General features: G+C 70.4%; 13 protein-coding genes. 10 read left to right on the forward strand and 3 right to left on the reverse strand.

Annotation, left to right across the window (positions count from 1 at the left end):
- Window positions 1–4: 4 nt before the first annotated feature.
- Complete coding sequence (locus ABTW72_RS22595) at window positions 5–1,702, reverse strand: MFS transporter (protein WP_112603701.1); 1,698 nt, start codon at window positions 1,700–1,702, stop codon at window positions 5–7.
- A 162-nt stretch (window positions 1,703–1,864) separates the two neighbouring features.
- Window positions 1,865–3,403 carry an aminotransferase class III-fold pyridoxal phosphate-dependent enzyme gene (locus ABTW72_RS22600; protein WP_350861595.1) on the reverse strand — a complete coding sequence of 513 codons (1,539 nt, stop codon included), beginning with the start codon at window positions 3,401–3,403 and terminating at the stop codon, window positions 1,865–1,867.
- Between the two features lie 127 nt (window positions 3,404–3,530).
- Here ABTW72_RS22600 and ABTW72_RS22605 point away from each other — a divergent pair, with 127 nt between their 5' ends.
- The 6 genes from ABTW72_RS22605 (at window position 3,531) to ABTW72_RS22630 (ending at window position 10,632) form a co-directional block, all read left to right on the forward strand.
- On the forward strand, window positions 3,531–4,556 hold the full coding sequence (locus ABTW72_RS22605) for a methyltransferase (RefSeq protein WP_350861596.1): 1,026 nt from the start codon (window positions 3,531–3,533) through the stop codon (window positions 4,554–4,556).
- An 82-nt stretch (window positions 4,557–4,638) separates the two neighbouring features.
- Entirely contained in the window at window positions 4,639–5,757 is a 1,119-nt protein-coding gene (locus ABTW72_RS22610; protein ID WP_350861598.1) for a sensor histidine kinase, read from the forward strand.
- Window positions 5,754–6,413, forward strand: coding sequence for a response regulator (locus ABTW72_RS22615; RefSeq protein WP_350861600.1), 660 nt, complete (start codon window positions 5,754–5,756; stop codon window positions 6,411–6,413). The genes ABTW72_RS22610 and ABTW72_RS22615 overlap by 4 nt, the downstream gene beginning before the upstream one ends.
- Before the next feature lie 105 nt (window positions 6,414–6,518).
- Window positions 6,519–8,594 (forward strand): multicopper oxidase family protein, encoded by a 2,076-nt coding sequence (locus tag ABTW72_RS22620; RefSeq protein WP_350861601.1) that lies wholly within the window; start codon window positions 6,519–6,521, stop codon window positions 8,592–8,594.
- 88 nt (window positions 8,595–8,682) lie between these two features.
- Window positions 8,683–9,804, forward strand: a complete 1,122-nt coding sequence (locus tag ABTW72_RS22625) for a ScyD/ScyE family protein (protein ID WP_350861603.1) — start codon at window positions 8,683–8,685, stop codon at window positions 9,802–9,804.
- A 129-nt stretch (window positions 9,805–9,933) separates the two neighbouring features.
- Window positions 9,934–10,632 carry a response regulator gene (locus ABTW72_RS22630; RefSeq protein ID WP_350861605.1) on the forward strand — a complete coding sequence of 233 codons (699 nt, stop codon included), beginning with the start codon at window positions 9,934–9,936 and terminating at the stop codon, window positions 10,630–10,632.
- Window positions 10,633–10,648: 16 nt separating this feature from the next.
- Here the strand turns inward: ABTW72_RS22630 and metK are convergent, their stop codons facing one another.
- Window positions 10,649–11,836, reverse strand: coding sequence for a methionine adenosyltransferase (metK, locus tag ABTW72_RS22635; RefSeq protein WP_091394940.1), 1,188 nt, complete (start codon window positions 11,834–11,836; stop codon window positions 10,649–10,651).
- A gap of 232 nt (window positions 11,837–12,068) precedes the next feature.
- Here metK and ABTW72_RS22640 point away from each other — a divergent pair, with 232 nt between their 5' ends.
- The 4 genes from ABTW72_RS22640 to ABTW72_RS22655 all read left to right on the forward strand — a co-directional run bounded on the left by ABTW72_RS22640 (window position 12,069) and on the right by ABTW72_RS22655 (window position 16,473).
- The gene (locus ABTW72_RS22640; protein ID WP_091397314.1) at window positions 12,069–12,857 is read left to right on the forward strand and encodes an AfsR/SARP family transcriptional regulator; all 789 of its coding nucleotides are present in this window, start codon (window positions 12,069–12,071) and stop codon (window positions 12,855–12,857) included.
- 81 nt (window positions 12,858–12,938) lie between these two features.
- Window positions 12,939–14,201, forward strand: coding sequence for a beta-ketoacyl-[acyl-carrier-protein] synthase family protein (locus tag ABTW72_RS22645; RefSeq protein WP_350861608.1), 1,263 nt, complete (start codon window positions 12,939–12,941; stop codon window positions 14,199–14,201).
- On the forward strand, window positions 14,198–15,418 hold the full coding sequence (locus ABTW72_RS22650; RefSeq protein WP_350861610.1) for a ketosynthase chain-length factor: 1,221 nt from the start codon (window positions 14,198–14,200) through the stop codon (window positions 15,416–15,418). The genes ABTW72_RS22645 and ABTW72_RS22650 overlap by 4 nt, the downstream gene beginning before the upstream one ends.
- Window positions 15,415–16,473 carry a methyltransferase gene (locus ABTW72_RS22655; RefSeq protein ID WP_350861612.1) on the forward strand — a complete coding sequence of 353 codons (1,059 nt, stop codon included), beginning with the start codon at window positions 15,415–15,417 and terminating at the stop codon, window positions 16,471–16,473. The genes ABTW72_RS22650 and ABTW72_RS22655 overlap by 4 nt, the downstream gene beginning before the upstream one ends.
- Window positions 16,474–16,484 lie beyond the last annotated feature (11 nt).

Consider the following 16,484-nt stretch of genomic DNA (forward strand, 5'->3'; position numbering starts at 1 on the left):
CTTGTCACTGAGCGGGCTCGGGCTGGGTGGTCACGTTCCAATCGGGCTTGCTCGCCTCGGCCCAGGGCTCTTCGGGTCGGCGGGGCAGCAGGTAGACGAGCAGGAACGTGAGGATCACGCCGACCAGGACGGCGCCGACGGTCCACTGGACCGCCCGGTTGAAGTTGGTCTCCAGCGCCGACGTGGCCGCGCTGTCGAAGGCCGCGCCGACCGGACCCGGCGCCGAGTCCGCGCAGCCGGGCGGCGTGGCCGTCGGATCCGACGCGCGCGACTGGCGGATGAAACAGTCGGCGAAGGTGGTCGTCGCCGCGCTCGCCTCGGCCGGCGGCAGTCCCGCCGCCACGAGCGATGCCTGGAGCTCCGGGCTCGCCTTCTCCGCGGCCGTCCCCGAGTAGGAGCCGAGCGTCCCGAACAGGACCACGCCGGCCACCGCGACGCCGATCGCCTGGCCGAGACGCTGGGCGGTGCCGAGCACGCCGCTGGCCGCGCCCGCGTCCTGCCAGGGCACGCCGGCCAGCACGATCTCGACGCTCGGCGCGATCACCAGGCCCGAGCCGAAGCCGGCGAAGAGCAGGGCCGGCAGTAGCTCCAGGCCGGAGCCCCACCAGTGGATCGTGGCGATGATGCCCACCATGCCGACGATCACGATGCCCGCGCCGAGCATCAGGACGCCACGACCGAGCGCCCGGGCGACGTTGTCGGAGATGGCCGCGCCGACCAGTGTGCCGAACGAGAACGGCAGCAGGATCAGGCCCGTGGTCAGGGCGGACTTCTCCAGGCCGATCTGCAGGTGCAGCGAGAGCGCGAAGAGCAGGCCGATGAAGCCCGCGAAGTAGCAGAGGCTGATGCCGACGCCGGCGGAGAACGAACGGTGCGCGAACAGGCGCATGCTCACCAGCGGGACCTGGGCGCGTCGGGCGCGGCGCAACTCCCACACCGCGAAGACGGCCAGCGCGGGCAGCGCCGCTGCCATCGAGACGAACGTCCACGCCGGCCAACCCAGGCGCTGGCCCTCGACCAGAGGGACGGCCAGCAGCAGGACGGCGGCCGAGACGAGCAGCATGCCGATCACGTCGAGACCACCGCGGCGGCCTCGCGACTCGGGCACCAGGATCAGCGCGGCGACGAACGTGGCCAGACCGATCGGCACGTTGAGCAGGAACACCGGCCGCCAGTCCCAGCCGTTGAGGTCCCACGCGATCAGCAGGCCGCCGAGGAGCGGGCCGCTGGCGGTCGCGATGCCGCCGATCGCGCCGTAGATCCCGTACGCCTTGCCGGTCTCCTTCGCCGGGAACGTGGTCTGGATCAGTGCCAGCACAGGCGGATTGAGGATGCCGGCCATCATGCCCTGCACCACCTGGAACGCGATCAGCTGGCCGGGTGTGGCCGCGAGCGCCGAGGCCGCCGACGCGAGCGTGAACCCCGCGACGCCGATGAGGAACAGCTTGCGGTGGCCGAAGCGGTCGCCGATCCGGCCGGCGGGGATGAGCAGCAGGCCGTAGCCGAGCGCGTAGCCGGCGATGACCCACTCCATCGCCGTGTAGGTCGACCGGAGGTCGCGCTGGATCGGCGCGACGGCCACATTGACGATCGTCGTTGCGAGCAGAATCATGAATGCCCCGGCCAGGATGACGGCCAGGATCAGCCATCGGCGCGGGTTGGGTGGGGCGGCGCTGCGTTCGTCGGTCCAGCTCTCCGTCATCGCGTTCCTCCTGAAGTCGGACGGGGGTCGACAGCGGACCCACTCTTCGACTACACGCTGTCGCGTACGATTAGTCAAGTACGGCTATTTGCGTATGACCTGTACGGCACATGAGGAGGGCCCGGGTCAGGAGCTGACCCGGGCCCGGTGACGCAGAGGTGGCTACGACCAGTCGGAGGAACCCGAACCCCACTCGGAGGAACCGGAGCCCCACGCGGACGTCGCCGGCCACGCCAGGTCGAAGGGGAAGTCGTTGGCGCGAAGCTCCAGCGTGCTCTCCAGCACGGCGTCGGTCAGCCGGTCGACGTCGGCGTCGCTGTGCGCGCCGCCGGCGAAGAACATCGGCATGCCGAGCGTGTAGATGCCGCGCTTGCGCAGCAGCAGCGTGAGGATGAACGTCGCCGGGTTGAGTGCCCGCGAGTAGACCCGGTAGTCGGTGTAGGAGTCTTCCGGAAGGAACTGGAAGCACCCGATGTAGTCGCCGAACCCCACCATGCGCAGCGGGATCCCCTCGGCCGCCCGGAACGCGGCCAGCCGTGCCTGGACCCGGTCGACCTTGGCCCGCAGGTCGGTGTAGTAGGCGGGCCCCTTGTCGCGAAGCAGTTGGAGTGTGGCCAGCGACGCCGCCACCGACAGGTAGTTGCCGGTGTGGCTGCCCTGGAGGCCGGTCTTCTGGCCGAAGTCGGTCCACGACTGCCCACTGGTCTGCGAGATGTCGAGGATGTCGGCCCGACCACCGATCGCCGACAGCGGCAGCCCGAGCCCGCTGATCACCTTGCCGTAGGTGACGAGGTCGGTCGGGATGTCGAACTTCTGCGCGGCGCCGCCGAGCCCCGAACGGAAGCCCGTCAGCACCTCGTCGAGGATGAACGGCACCCCGAGCCGCCGGGCGGCCACCGCCACCTCGCGGATCATCGGGATCGTCGTCTCCTCGAACGGGAACGACGAGGCGGCCGGCTCGGCCAGGATGCAGGCCAACTCGCCCGCGTGGCGCTCGATCAACTCGACCGCGAGCGCGGTGTCGTTGGGCAGGATCAGCAGGTCGCGCGGCTCGGCCGGGGTGACGCCGGCGAACGCCGAGACCAGCGGAATGCCGTCCTTGCCGATCTCCGGAAACGGCACCGCGGGATGCCCGTGATACCAGGGCGCGGTGTTGTGGACGGCCAGGTCGTGGGACCCGTGCAGGGTGCCCTCGAACTTGGCGACCATCCGCCGCCCGGTGTGCGCACGGCAGAGCCGGATCGCCGACTGGGTGGCACCCGTACCCGAGTGTTGGAAGGCGAACTTCTCGTTGTGCGGGAGGATCTCCCGCAGCAGCGTCGCCAGCTCCAGCTCCAACGCGTTGGTGTAGCCGTTGCCGGTGCCCTTGCCAAGGTGCTCGCGGACGAAGTCGACGACCGGCGCCGGGTTGTGCCCGTGCAGCGCCTGAGCGCCGTATCCCATGTGGCAGTCGAGGTAGTCGTTGCCGTCGATGTCGGTCAACGTCGATCCGCTCGCGGTGGCCGCGATGACCGGAAACGGCGGTGCCTGGAACGGCCAGAACACGTGCGCGGCGGCGTCGACCGCCCTCAGTTGCTCGACGTGCGCGGCCGAGGCACCCTGGCGCGCGCCGATCTCGCCGAACAGCTCGTAGACCCACTTCTGCTGCATGAGGTCCTGAATGACCTCGATCGCTCCGCGCTCCTGGTGGCTGGCGCCCATCGTGTCCCCTTCGCATGGCGGCCGTGACAGGCGCAGCCTGCGCCCGCCCACTCGAACCCGGCTGGAGAACCGGTCGATCGACGCGGCTTCGAGCCGGTCTCGAGCGCCGTCGTCGAAGCTCGCCGCCATGACGGAAAATCGGGTCAATCTCTACTCGCTGACCGACACGATCACGCCGTGGGCAGTGCGGGCCGCGGCGACGCTCGGCCTCGCCGACCTGATCGCCGCGGGCACCACCACGCTCGACGAGCTCGCCGCGGCGACGAAGGCCAATCCCGACGCGCTGCACCGGCTGCTGCGCTACCTCTCGGTCCGCGGCGTCTTCAAGGAGACCGAGCCGCGGGTGTACGCCCTGACGGAAGCCGCCGAGTTCCTCAAGACCGACCACCCCGCCGCCCAGCGTCCCTGGCTCGACGTCGACTCGATGGCCGGCCGGATCGAGGGCACGTTCAGCTCGCTGACCCACTCGATCCGCACCGGCGACGCGGCGTACCCCGTGCGTTACGGCATCGAGTTCTGGGACGACCTGGCCACCAACCCCGACCGGGCCACGTCGTTCGGCGCGCTGATGGCCACCCACGCGAGCTACTTCGACCAGGTCGTCCAGGGCTACGACTGGAGCACCGTCAACCACGTCGTCGACGTCGGCGGCGGCACCGGTGCCCTGCTCACCGAGATCCTCAAGGCCCAGCCGCACCTGCGCGGCACCGTGGTCGACCTGCCGGGCGTCGTCGAGCAGGGCCGGGCCCGGTTCGAGGCGGCGGGCATCGCCGACCGCGCCGAGGTGGTCAGCGGGAGCATCTTCGACCCGCTCCCGGCCGGCGCCGACGTCTACATCCTGTCGAACGTTTTGCACGACTGGAACGACAGCGCCGCCGAGAAGATCCTCCAGCGGGCGGCGGACGCGATCGGCACCACCGGCAAGGTGCTGATCGTGCAGATCCTCGTGAAGGACGAGAACGACAACTTCCCCGACGACCCGGCCCGGCTGATGTTCATCACCCAGATGGACCTGCGCCTCCTCTCGCTCATGGCGGGCAAGGCGAGGACCTGGCGCGAGTACGCCGAACTGGGCGAGAAGGCCGGGCTCCAGGTGGCGGACAGCACGGTGATCCCCACCGGGCAGACCCTGCTCTCGCTTCGCCGCGGCTGAGCCGACGGGCCCCTTGCCGACGGTTTCCGGTCGGGAAGGGGCCCTCGCTAACGGACCGTACGCGCGTCGTACCGTTGCGGACATGAACCCGGCCATCCGACGAATCGCGATCGATGCCCTCGTCGCGGTCGTCGTCGCGGCCGTGGTGGCGGTGGCGATCCGGGTCGCCGACGAACCCGGTGCCCGGCCGCCGGACGCGCGCGCCTACGCGATCGGCGCGGTGATCGGGCTGCTGCTGGTCTTCCGACGCCGCTGGCCGCTGCTGGTGCTGGTCGGCTCGGTCACCGCGCTGATGATCTACTACGCGCTCGAGTACCCGGGCATCCCGCCCGCCCTCCCGCTGGCCGCCGCGCTCTTCTCCGTCGCGGCCGCCGGCCGGTTCACCTGGGCGCTCGTCGTCGCCGGGTTCTTCGTCGTCCTTGAGCTGATCATGCGGTACACGCTGCTCGGCGAGGGTTTCTTTCCCGCCCTCTCGGCCACCCTCGAAGAGGGCTCGCTGCTCGCGGCCGTGGTGCTGCTCGCCGAGACGATCCGCACCCGCCGGGTCCGGCTGGCCGAGGCACAGCAGCGTCTCGCCGTGATGCGCCAGGAGCGTCAACACGAGGTCGCCCAGGAGCGGCTCCGCATCGCCCGCGAGGTCCACGACGTACTCGGTCACACGATTGCCGCGATCAGCGTGCAGGCGAGCCTCGCCGACGACATCTTCGACAGCAAACCGGCCGAGGCGCGGGCCGCGCTGCGGAGCATCCGGGGCGCGGCACGCGACGCCATGCACGAGGTCCGCTCGGCGATCGGCATGCTCCGCGACGCCGGGGAGGTGCCCGATCTGGCCCGCGTCTTCGCGGTCGCCGAACAGGCCGGCGTGAAGGTGCGGTCGGGGATCGCCGGCACCCCGCGCCCGATCCCGCCGGAGGTGGCGCTCTCGGTCTACCGGATCGTGCAGGAGTCGATCACCAACACGGTCAAACACGCCGAAGCGACGACCGTCGACGTCACCATCGCCTACGCGGGTGACGCCGTCACTGTGGAGATCGTCGACGACGGGGTCGGGGCCGGGGCGAGCCGGCGGGGGCACGGGGTGGCCGGCATGCGGGAACGGGCCACGGCCGCCGGTGGGTCGCTCGAGGCCGGACCCCGGCCGCAGGGCGGGGGGTTCCGAGTGGCCGCGAGGCTGCCGGTCGAGGTGGAGGAGACAGCGTGACGATCCGGATGGTGCTGGCGGACGACCAGACACTCGTGCGGGCCGGCTTCCGGGGCCTGCTCGACCACAGCGACGACCTGGAGGTGGTCGGTGAGGCATCCAACGGCGCCCAGGCTGTCGATATGGTCGCAGCCACCCGGCCGGACATCGTGCTGATGGACGTGCGAATGCCGGTGCTCGACGGCGTGCGGGCCACGGCCGCGATCGTCGAGCGGTTCCCGGCCGTGCGGGTCATCGTCCTGACCACCTTCGAGCTCGACGAGTACGTCTTCGAGGCGCTGCGCGCCGGCGCGAGCGGGTTCCTGCTCAAGGACATCGAGCCCGACGAGCTGCGCCAGGCGGTGCGGGTGGTGGCCGGCGGCGACATGTTGATTTCGCCGCGGGTGACGAGCCGGCTGGTGAGCGCGTTCGTCAGCAAGGTCGCGCCGACGCCGGTCGACGGCGGCCGGCTGGCGGTGTTGACCGACCGCGAGCGCGAGGTGATGAGCCTGGTGGCCAGCGGGCTGACGAACGAGGAGATCGGGCGCCGGCTGTCGATGAGCCCGGCCACGGCCCGTACCCACGTCCACCGGGCCATGGTCAAGCTCCGCGTTCGCGACCGCGCGCAACTCGTCGTCCTCGCCTACCAGACGGGGCTCGTCGCGCCCGGCAGCTGACTACGGCACCTGTTTCGCAGGCGGTGCCGGCTACGGCGATCGCCGTACGCACCGGCCGTTCCTCAACGGATGCCGGATGGTGCGCATCCTTCGTATGTTGGCGTCATGTTTGAGGTCGGAGAGAACGCCGATGGGATCCTGGCCGGGGTCCTGTTCCTGATCTGGCTGTCCGCGGCGATCCTCGCCACGCGGCTGGCCTGGCGGCCGACGCCCGAGGCGCTGCGCAAGAGCGCCCGTCGGTTGCTGCGTCTGCTCGTCGCCGCGCTGGTGGTGCTGGTCGTCAAGTGCGTCGCGATCGGGCTGATGCTCGCCGTCGACTGGATCTTTGCCGACAACCGCGTCATCGTGCAGATGCCGCTCCTGCTGCTGCCGATGCTGGCCGTCGTCATCTGGACCGTGCCGCGCCTGCGCGCCCTGGCCAACCGCGACGACGCACCGGTGGACGTCGAGACGCGCTCCGCCGCCGCCGACCCCCGGTTCGTCGTGCCGGTCCAGGTGACGGCCGTGGCGACGGTCATTGGCGTCTACTTCGCGTACGTGTCCCGCCCGGTCCCGTCCTACCTCGACGACATCGCGACCCACGCCGCGCCGATCCTGCTGTCGGTGGTGGTGCTGTGGTTCTGGCAGGGGCGTCGCCTGCGGGTCGTCACCGCGACCGACTTCGCACGCCGTGGCCGACGTGCCAGCGCCCTGCGCGCCACCGCGCAGGCCGCCGTCGTGGTGCTGGTCGTCGCCGCCGGCATCACCTACGTGGCCCAGAGCAGCAGGCTGCCCGACCGCATGTCCATGACGTCCCACGACAACGTCGACTACGGCGGCGGCCCCTCGATCGGTCACGGTGGTCACGGCGGGACGTCCGTCGACGACCTGCGTGGGCCGCGGACCGGCAAGCCCAACAAGGCCTTCACGCTGACCGCGAAGAACGCCACGGTACGGCTCTCGTCGGGCACCGAGATCAAGGCGCTGACGTACAACGGACAGTCGCCCGGGCCGGAGCTGCGGGTCCGCGAGGGTGACCTCGTCGAGGTGACGCTGCACAACGAGATTCCCGACGAGAACGTGACCATCCACTGGCACGGCCTCGACGTCCCCAACGGTGAGGACGGCGTGGCCGGCGCGACGCAGAACGCGGTGGAGCCGGGCGGCACCTTCACCTACCGGTTCATCGCCGAGCAGGTCGGCACCTTCTGGTACCACACCCACCAGAACCCGCTCGAGGCGATCCGGCGGGGTCTGTTCGGCGCTCTGATCGTCGAGCCGCGTGACGGCCCACCGCCCGGCGAGCGGGACTTCGTCGTGCAGGCCCACGAGTGGCGTACGCCGGACGACAACATCGTCTCGTTCGGCACCAGCGACACGTTGCAGCGCCAGGAGGTCGCCCCGGGCACGCCGGTGCGGCTGCGTCTAATCAACACCGACAACAACCCGTCCACCGACAGTCGCCCGCGGGCTCTGACGGTCAACGGCACGCCGGTGCGGGTGGCGGCGATCGACGGGGTCGACGTCAACGGTCCGACCCCGCTGACCGACCCGCGGTTCGGGCTGGCGACCGGCGGACGCTACGACGTGACGTTCACGATGCCGGCGGGCCCGGTGCGCCTGACCGACCTCGCCAACCGCGACGGCGGGCTGGTCCTGGCGCCACCGGGTGACACCTCGACGCCGAAGATCGTCGACGACGGGGACCACTTCGACCCGCTCTCGTACGGCTCTGGCGGCTCCCGGCCCTTCGACGCCGGCTCGTCGTACGACCGCTCGTTCACCCAGCTCCTCGACGACCGGCTGTCGTTCTACAACGGGGGGCTGCACCTGGTGCCGATCATCAACGGGCACAGCTTTCCCGACACGCCGACGCTGATGGTTCGGATGGACGACGTGGTCAAGGTTCGGATCGTCAACCGCAGCCACCAGAACCACCCGATGCATCTGCACGGCCATCACGCGTTGGTGCTGTCCCGCAACGGGGTCCGCGCGACCGGGTCACCGTGGTGGATCGACAGCCTCGACGTGATCCCCGGTGAGATCTACGAAATTGGCTTCAAGGCGGACAATCCGGGGCTCTGGATGGACCACTGCCACAACCTCGACCACGCGGCCAACGGCATGGTGATGCACCTCGCCTACGAGGGCGTGACATCCCCCTATGAGCTGGGGCGCGGCACTCCCAATCAGCCGGAGTAGGCGGACCTGTCGAGCCTTCCTCCACCGGGCCTCGAGGCAACGACGGCAGCGTCGTTCGCATCCGAACCCCGCATGCTGAGGAGAACCCATGCTCGACGCGATGCGACGAACGTTGTCGCTGGCCGTGCCGCTGGTACTGGTGGCCGGCATTGCCGCGCCCGCCACCGCGGCCACCTCGACCACCGGGCGACTGACCGTCGTCGCCCGCAACCTCGACAACCCTCGCGGTGTCGCCATCGACCGGGCCGGCACCGTCTACGTCGCCGAGGCCGGGCTCGGCGGCGACGACGTGTGCATCCCCGGCACGTTCGGCACCAACCTCTGCTACGGCTCGACCGGTGCGATCACGGCGGTCCGTCACGGCTGGCAGAAGCGAGTCGTGACGGGTCTGCCGTCGCTGCGGAGCACCGGCGGCGGCTTCTCCGTCTACGGCGCCCACGACCTGGCCTTCGACCGGCAGGGCAAGCTGCTGGTGGCGATGGGCTACAGCACCGACCCGGTCTCGCGCGACCTGCTCGGTGCGGCCGGGGCCACGATGGGGACGATCCTCCGGGTCGAGGGGAAGCGCCGCTGGTCGGTCGTCGGCGACCTCTCCGCCTTCGAGGGGCAGAACAACCCCGACGGGGTCATTCCGGAGAGCCAGCCGTACGCCGTCATCGCCGACGGACGTGACGTCTACGCGCTCGACGCCGCCGCCAACGACGTGCTCAGGATCGACCGCCGTGGCGTGGTCACGGCCGAACACGTGTGGCCACAGGAGCAGGTTCCCGCGCCGCCGGAGTGGGGCCTGCCGCCCGGCTCGACGACGCCGATCCAGTTCGTGCCGGTCACCATCACCCGCGGGCCGGACGGCGCCCTCTACATCGGACAGCTGACCGGCCACCCCTTCCCGAACGGCGGCGCCCGGGTGTGGCGGCTGGTGCCCGGGCAGGAGCCGACCATCTTCGCGACCGGCTTCACCAACATCATCGACATCGCGTTCGACAAGCGGGGTCGACTGGTCGTGCTGGAGATCGCGAAGAACGGGCTCAGCTCCGGGGACTCCACCGGTGCGTTGATCCGGGTGGAGCGCGACGGTAGCCACCGGGAGCTGGCGAGCACCGGCCTGGACTCCCCGATGTCGTTTGCCATCGCCTCCGACGGCAGCTTCTACATCGCCAACAAGGGCCTCGGCATCGGCGAGTTGGTCCGTCTGTCCACACGAGACTGACAGAATCGCGCGGCGATCGTGGCGTTCTTCGTGTCGGGAGGACGCCACGATGGCTGTGGCGTCACACGTCCGCGATACGGTGCCAATCGTGTGCACGCTGGCTGCGGGGGATGGGGTCTGGGGGTTAGGTTGACGCGGTCCGACGGCGGGTCTCCCGCCGGCGCCACCACCATCCTCATAGTCGACGACCACGCTCTCGTCCGCGAGGGGCTGCGCTGGGTGCTCGAGGTGCACGCCGACCTCGACGTGGTCGACGAGGCGGGCGACTCGGCCACCGCGGTCGCCAAGGCGGCGTCGGAGCGTCCCGACGTGGTGTTGCTCGACGTCGAGATTCCCGGCGACGACCCGGTGGTCACGGTGCGCCGCATCCGTGAGGTGTCGCCCGACAGCGCAGTCGTCATCCTCAGCATGTATGACAGCCCCGACCTGCTGCGCCGGCTGATCGCCGCCGGGGTGCGCGCCTACCTGCTCAAGAGCGTGGGTCGTGAGGAGCTGGTCGCCGCGATCCGCAAGGCGCGCGACGGCAGCGGCTCGGTGCTGCTCTCGGTCTCCGGCCAGAGCCTGGTGCAGGTGCAGAACGCGGAGTCCACGATTCTGTCCCCCGTCGAGCTGGAGATCCTCCAACTCGCGGCCGAGGCGATGACCAATGCCCAGATCGCGCGGCGACTCGACCTGACCGAGGCCACGGTCAAGAGCCACCTGCGTCGCATCTTCGCGAAGCTCGGCGCGGTCTCCCGCATCGACGCGGTCAACAAGGCGGTGGCAGCGTCACTGGTGACGCTGCCACACGACCGGTTGGTGCCACGCCCGCGCCGTCCGCCGTTCTAGCGGTCGGCGACGTACCTCAACAAGCGGCCTTGAGGTCGGCGGCGCGGTCCGTGCGCTCCCAGGTCAGGTCCGGGAGTTCACGGCCGAAGTGGCCGTAGGCGGCCGTCTGCTGGTAGATCGGACGCAGGAGGTCCAGATCGCGGATGATCGCCGCCGGGCGCAGGTCGAAGACCTCACCGATCGCCTTCTCGATCCGGTCGAGCGGCACCGTCTCCGTCCCGAACGTCTCCACGAACAGGCTCACCGGGTGGGCCTTGCCGATCGCGTACGCCACCTGCGCCTCGCACCGTTCGGCCAGGCCTGCGGCGACCACGTTCTTCGCCACCCACCGCATCGCGTACGCCGCCGAGCGGTCGACCTTCGACGGGTCCTTGCCCGAGAACGCGCCACCACCGTGCCGGGCGTACCCGCCGTAGGTGTCGACGATGATCTTCCGTCCGGTCAGGCCGGCGTCGCCCATCGGGCCACCGATCTCGAACCGCCCCGTCGGGTTGACCAGCAGTCGGTAACCCTCGGTGTCGAGGTCGAGCGCCTCCAGCTCCGGCGTGATCACGTGGTCCCGGATGTCGGGAGCGAGCAGTTCGTCGAGGGAGATGTGGGCGGCGTGCTGCGTGGAGACCACGACGGTGTCGAGCCGGACCGGGCGTAGGCCGTCGTACTCGACGGTGACCTGGGTCTTGCCGTCCGGCCGCAGGTAGGGCACCGTGCCGTCCTTGCGGACGGCGGCCAGCCGACGGGCCAGCCGATGGGCCAGCGCGATCGGCAGCGGCATCAGCTCCGGCGTCTCCGAGCAGGCGAAGCCGAACATCATGCCCTGGTCGCCGGCGCCCTGGGCGTCGAGCCCACCGCCGGACGAACCGTCGCGCAGCTCGATCGCCGTGTCGACGCCCTGCGCGATGTCGGGCGACTGGGCACCGATCGAGATGCTGACGCCGCAGGAGGCGCCGTCGAAGCCCTTCTTCGACGAGTCGTACCCGATGCCCAGGACCGTTTCCCGCACGATGCGCGGGATGTCGGCGTAGGCCTGCGTGGTGACCTCGCCCGCGACGTGGACCTGGCCGGTGGTGATCAGGCTTTCGACGGCGACCCGGCTGTGCGGGTCCTGCGCCAGTAGCGCGTCGAGGATCCCGTCGCTGATCTGATCGGCGATCTTGTCGGGATGACCTTCGGTGACCGACTCGGAGGTGAAGAGGCGGCGCGACATGTGTGACTCCTAACCCGAGGGGCGTGGGGGCCCGGCGAGTCTTCCCGCCCCTGGTGGAGATTGCCTGGAGGAAGCATCGAGCGATCAAAGGGGTACGCGCCGTACAACTTTCGACACGCATCGATCCTCGGAAGAACCCGCGATGTCGCTACCTGCGGTCGTTCCGACACGCCCCGCTCATCCATAGCTTGAGAGCGTCTCGACGAGTGCTATGGGGAATGGGGGGACCACTGTGGTCAGGTACGAGATCCTCGGGTCGCTGGAAGTGATCCACGAGGGCCGGATCTGCACGCCGACGCCGCCGAAGGTGCGGACCGTGTTGGCGTTGCTGGTGATGCGGGCCAATCGGGTCGTTCTGGTCGACTCGATAATCCGGGAGCTGTGGGGTGACGATCCGGCGCGCAGCGCCGTCACCACCGTGCAGACCTACATCTACCACCTGCGCAAGCTGTTCGCGAAAGAGGGGATCGAGACCCCGGACCGGACCGTGCTGGAGAGCCGTGCCCGCGGCTACCTGCTCAGGGTGGAGCCGGGCCAGCTCGACGCCGAGGTGTTCGAGACGATGCTCGACCAGGGCCGCTCGCACATCGAGTCGGACCGGCCCGAGGAGGGCGCCGAGGTGCTGCGGCGGGCGCTGGCCATGTGGACGGGGCCGGTGGGCGCCAACGTGACGTTCGGGCCGGCGTTGGAGGCGCACGCGATCCACCTGCAGGAGCAGTGGATCCGCGCGCTGGAGCTGCGCATCCAGGCCGACATCACGCTCGGCCGCCACCGCGAGCTGATCGGCGAGCTGCGCTATCTCGTGGGCACGTACCCGCTCAACGAGTGGTTCCACCGCCAGCTCATCGTGGCGCTCAGCCGCTCGGGGCGCCGTGGCGAGGCGTTGCAGGCGTACCACCACCTGCGCCGGGTGCTCAGTGAGGAGTTGGGCCTGGACCCTTCGCCTGACCTCCAGCGGCTCCAGCGGGAGGTGTTGGCCGCCGGCGGACCACTGCGCCCGGGGCTGGCCAGGGCCTCGTGACAGGCCCTCGACCGACGCTCCAGCGCCGTTCGACCGGCCGTCCCTAGCTTTCACACGGACATCGCGGCCAGGAGGTCTTCCATGACGAGCACAACCGACCGTCGGGTGGTCATCACCGGGATTGGCGTCATCGCCCCCGGTGGACTGGGCACCAAGGCGTTCTGGGAACTGTTGACCGCTGGCCGCACGGCCACCCGTACCCTGTCGTTCTTCGACGCCACCCCCTTCCGGTCGCGGGTGGCCGCGGAGGCCGACTTCGACCCGGTCGCCGAGGGCCTGTCGCCGCAGGAGGTCCGCCGGATGGACCGGGCGGCCCAGATGGCCGTGGTCTGCACCCGGGAGGCGCTGGCCGACAGCGGCTTCGAGGTCGCCGACCCGACCCGGGTCGGCGTCAGCGTCGGCACGGCGGTCGGGGCCACGATGAGCCTCGAAGAGGAGTACGTCGTGGTCAGCGACGGCGGCCGGAAATGGCTGACCGACCACCGGTACGCCACCCCGCACCTCTACGACTATCTGGTGCCGAGCTCGTTCGCCCGCGAGGTGGCGTGGTCGGTCGGGGCGGAAGGTCCGGCGACGGTGGTCTCCACCGGCTGCACGTCGGGCCTCGACTCGGTCGGCCACGCCCGGGAGCTGATCCGGGAGGGCTCGGCCGACGTGATGATCGCCGGCGCGACCGACGCCCCGATCTCGCCGATCACGGTGGCCTGCTTCGACGCGATCAAGGCGACCACGGCCCGCAACGACGATCCGACGCACGCCTCGCGTCCGTTCGACAACAGTCGCGACGGGTTCGTTCTCGGCGAGGGCTCGGCGATGTTCGTCCTCGAAGAGCTCGAGCACGCCCGCCGGCGAGGTGCGCAGATCTACGCCGAGCTGGTCGGGTTCGCCTCGCGCTCCAACGCCTTCCACATGACCGGCCTGCGGCCCGACGGGCGGGAGATGGCCGAGGCGATCCGGGTCGCACTCGCCGACGCCCGGCTGCCCGGCGACGCCGTCGACTACATCAACGCGCACGGCTCGGGTACGAAGCAGAACGACAGGCACGAGACGGCGGCGTTCAAGCGGAGCCTCGGCGACCACGCGTACCGCACCCCGGTCAGCTCGATCAAGTCGATGATCGGCCACTCGCTCGGCGCCATCGGCTCGATCGAGATCGCGGCGTCGGCTTTGGCGATCAAGCACGGGGCGGTGCCACCAACGGCCAACCTGCACGAACGCGACCCGGAGTGCGACCTCGACTACGTGCCGCTCACCGCCCGCGAGCAGCAGACCGACGTGGTGTTGAGCGTGGGCAGCGGGTTCGGCGGCTTCCAGAGCGCGATGCTCCTGGCGCGTGTGGCATGACCACTGTCGTCACCGGGGTCGGGGTGGCCGCGCCCAACGGGTTGGGCCGCGACGCCTTCTGGGCGGCCACCGTCGCCGGGGTGGGTGGCATCGGGCCGATCAGCCGTTTCGACCCCTCGGGCTACCCGGCCCAGTTGGCCGGCGAGGTTCCCGGATACGAGGCAGCCGATCACATCCCGAGCCGGCTGATGGCGCAGACCGACCACATGACCCGGCTGTCGTTGACGGCGGCGCAGTGGGCGCTGGCCGATGCGTCGGTCGACCCGTCGGCGCTGCCCGAGTTCGGCATGGGTGTCGTCACGGCCAGCGCGTCGGGCGGCTTCGAGTTCGGCCACCGTGAGCTGGAGAAGCTCTGGAGCAAGGGCTCCGAGCACGTCAGTGCCTACCAGTCGTTCGCCTGGTTCTACGCTGTCAACACCGGCCAGATCTCGATCCGCCACGGCATGCGTGGGCCGACCGGGGTGCTCGTCACCGAGCAGGCGGGTGGGCTCGACGCGGTGGCGCAGGCCCGACGCCAGGTGCGCAAGGGCGTGCAGCTCGTGATGACCGGCGGTGTCGACGCGTCGCTCTGCCCGTGGGGCTGGACGGCCCAGCTCGCCAACGGCCTCCTCAGCACCGGGCGCGATCCGGCCACGGCGTTCCTGCCGTTCGACGCCAACGCGTCGGGTTACGTGCCGGGCGAGGGCGGGGCGATCCTCGTGTTGGAGGACGAACACGCCGCTGCCCGGCGCGGGGCCGCCGTCTACGGGGTGATCGCCGGATACGGCGCGACGTTCGACCCACGGCCCGGCTCCGGCCGCCCGCCGGGACTGCGTCGCGCGGCCGAGATGGCAGTGTCCGACGCCGGTCTCACACCGGCCGACATCGACGTCGTCTTCGCCGACGGCGCCGGTGTCGCGGAGCTCGACCGCGTCGAGGCCGAGGCGATCGCCGCGGTCTTCGGCCCACACGGGGTGCCGGTGACCGCGCCCAAGACGATGACCGGCCGGCTCTACTCGGGCGGGGCGGCGCTCGACCTCGTCTCCGCGCTGCTGTCGATCCGGCACGGTGTCATCCCGCCCACCACCAACATCCGCCAGCCGGCCGAAGGCCTGCACCTCGACCTGGTGCGCGACGTCGCGCGGGAGACACCCGTACGCGCGGCGCTCGTCCTCGCCAGGGGCTACGGCGGGTTCAACGCGGCCATGGTCGTGACCGACGAAAGGAATGGACGATGACCGACGCCAGCCTCGCCGCCGTCGCGAACTTCGACGAGCAGCAGGCGCTTGACCTGCGTGAACGGCAGATCGCGGTGCTGGGAAGCGCCAAACAGATCGCCAACGTGATCTACGTGGTCACCGAACTCGGCGTCGCCGACCTGCTCGTCGACGGACCGCTGCCGGTCGCCGAGCTGGCGGCGGCGACCGAGTCGCACGAGGACGCGCTGCGGCGGATCCTGCGCGCGGCCTCCGCTGTCGGCATCTTCGACGAGCAGGAGGACGGGTCGTTCGCGCTGACCCCGCTCGGCGAGGGGCTGACGTCGGCCCGGATCGGCGGGCTGCGACCGATGGTGCAGTTCAGCGGGGCCGACTTCAACCGCCTCCCGTACGCGGAGATCCTGCACAGCGTCCGCACCGGCGAGCCGGCCTTCAACAAGGTCTTCGGCATGGGCTTCTACGACTACCTCCAGGCCCACCCGGAGGCCAACCGGTTCTTCGAGGGCTTCATGGCCCACTGGAGCCGGCGGCTCGCCGACCGGTTCGCGGCGGAGTTGGCGCCCGAGCGATTCGGCCGGATCGCCGACATCGGCGGCAGCAACGGCTACTTCCTGGCCAAGATGCTCCAGCGTCATCCCGAGGGCACCGGTGTCCTCTTCGACCTGCCCGAGGTCGTGGCCGACGCCGAAGCGCTGCTCAAGGAGCACGGTGTCACCGAGCGGGTCGAGGTGCGGGGTGGCGACTTCTTCACCGACGAGCTACCGGCGGGTGCCGACGCGTACATCCTGAAGTCGATCATCCACAACTGGCCGGACGACACCTGCGTCACGCTGCTGCGTCGGATCCGCGCGGCGATCGGCGACGCCGACTCCCGCCTCATCGCGATCGACCAGATCGTGCCGCCGCGCAACCAGTGGGACCACGCCAAGATCATCGACATCGACATGCTGGTGCTCTTCGGCGGCAAGGAGCGCGACCTCCGCGAATGGCAGGCGCTGTTCACCGCGTCCGGTTTCGAGCTGGTCAACACCCCCGCGTCCCGCGGCTGGGCCCTGCTCGAAGCGCGTCCGATCTAGGAAAGGAAGCC

Source organism: Micromonospora sp. NPDC127501, from assembly GCF_040302185.1.
Lineage (GTDB): Bacteria > Actinomycetota > Actinomycetes > Mycobacteriales > Micromonosporaceae > Micromonospora.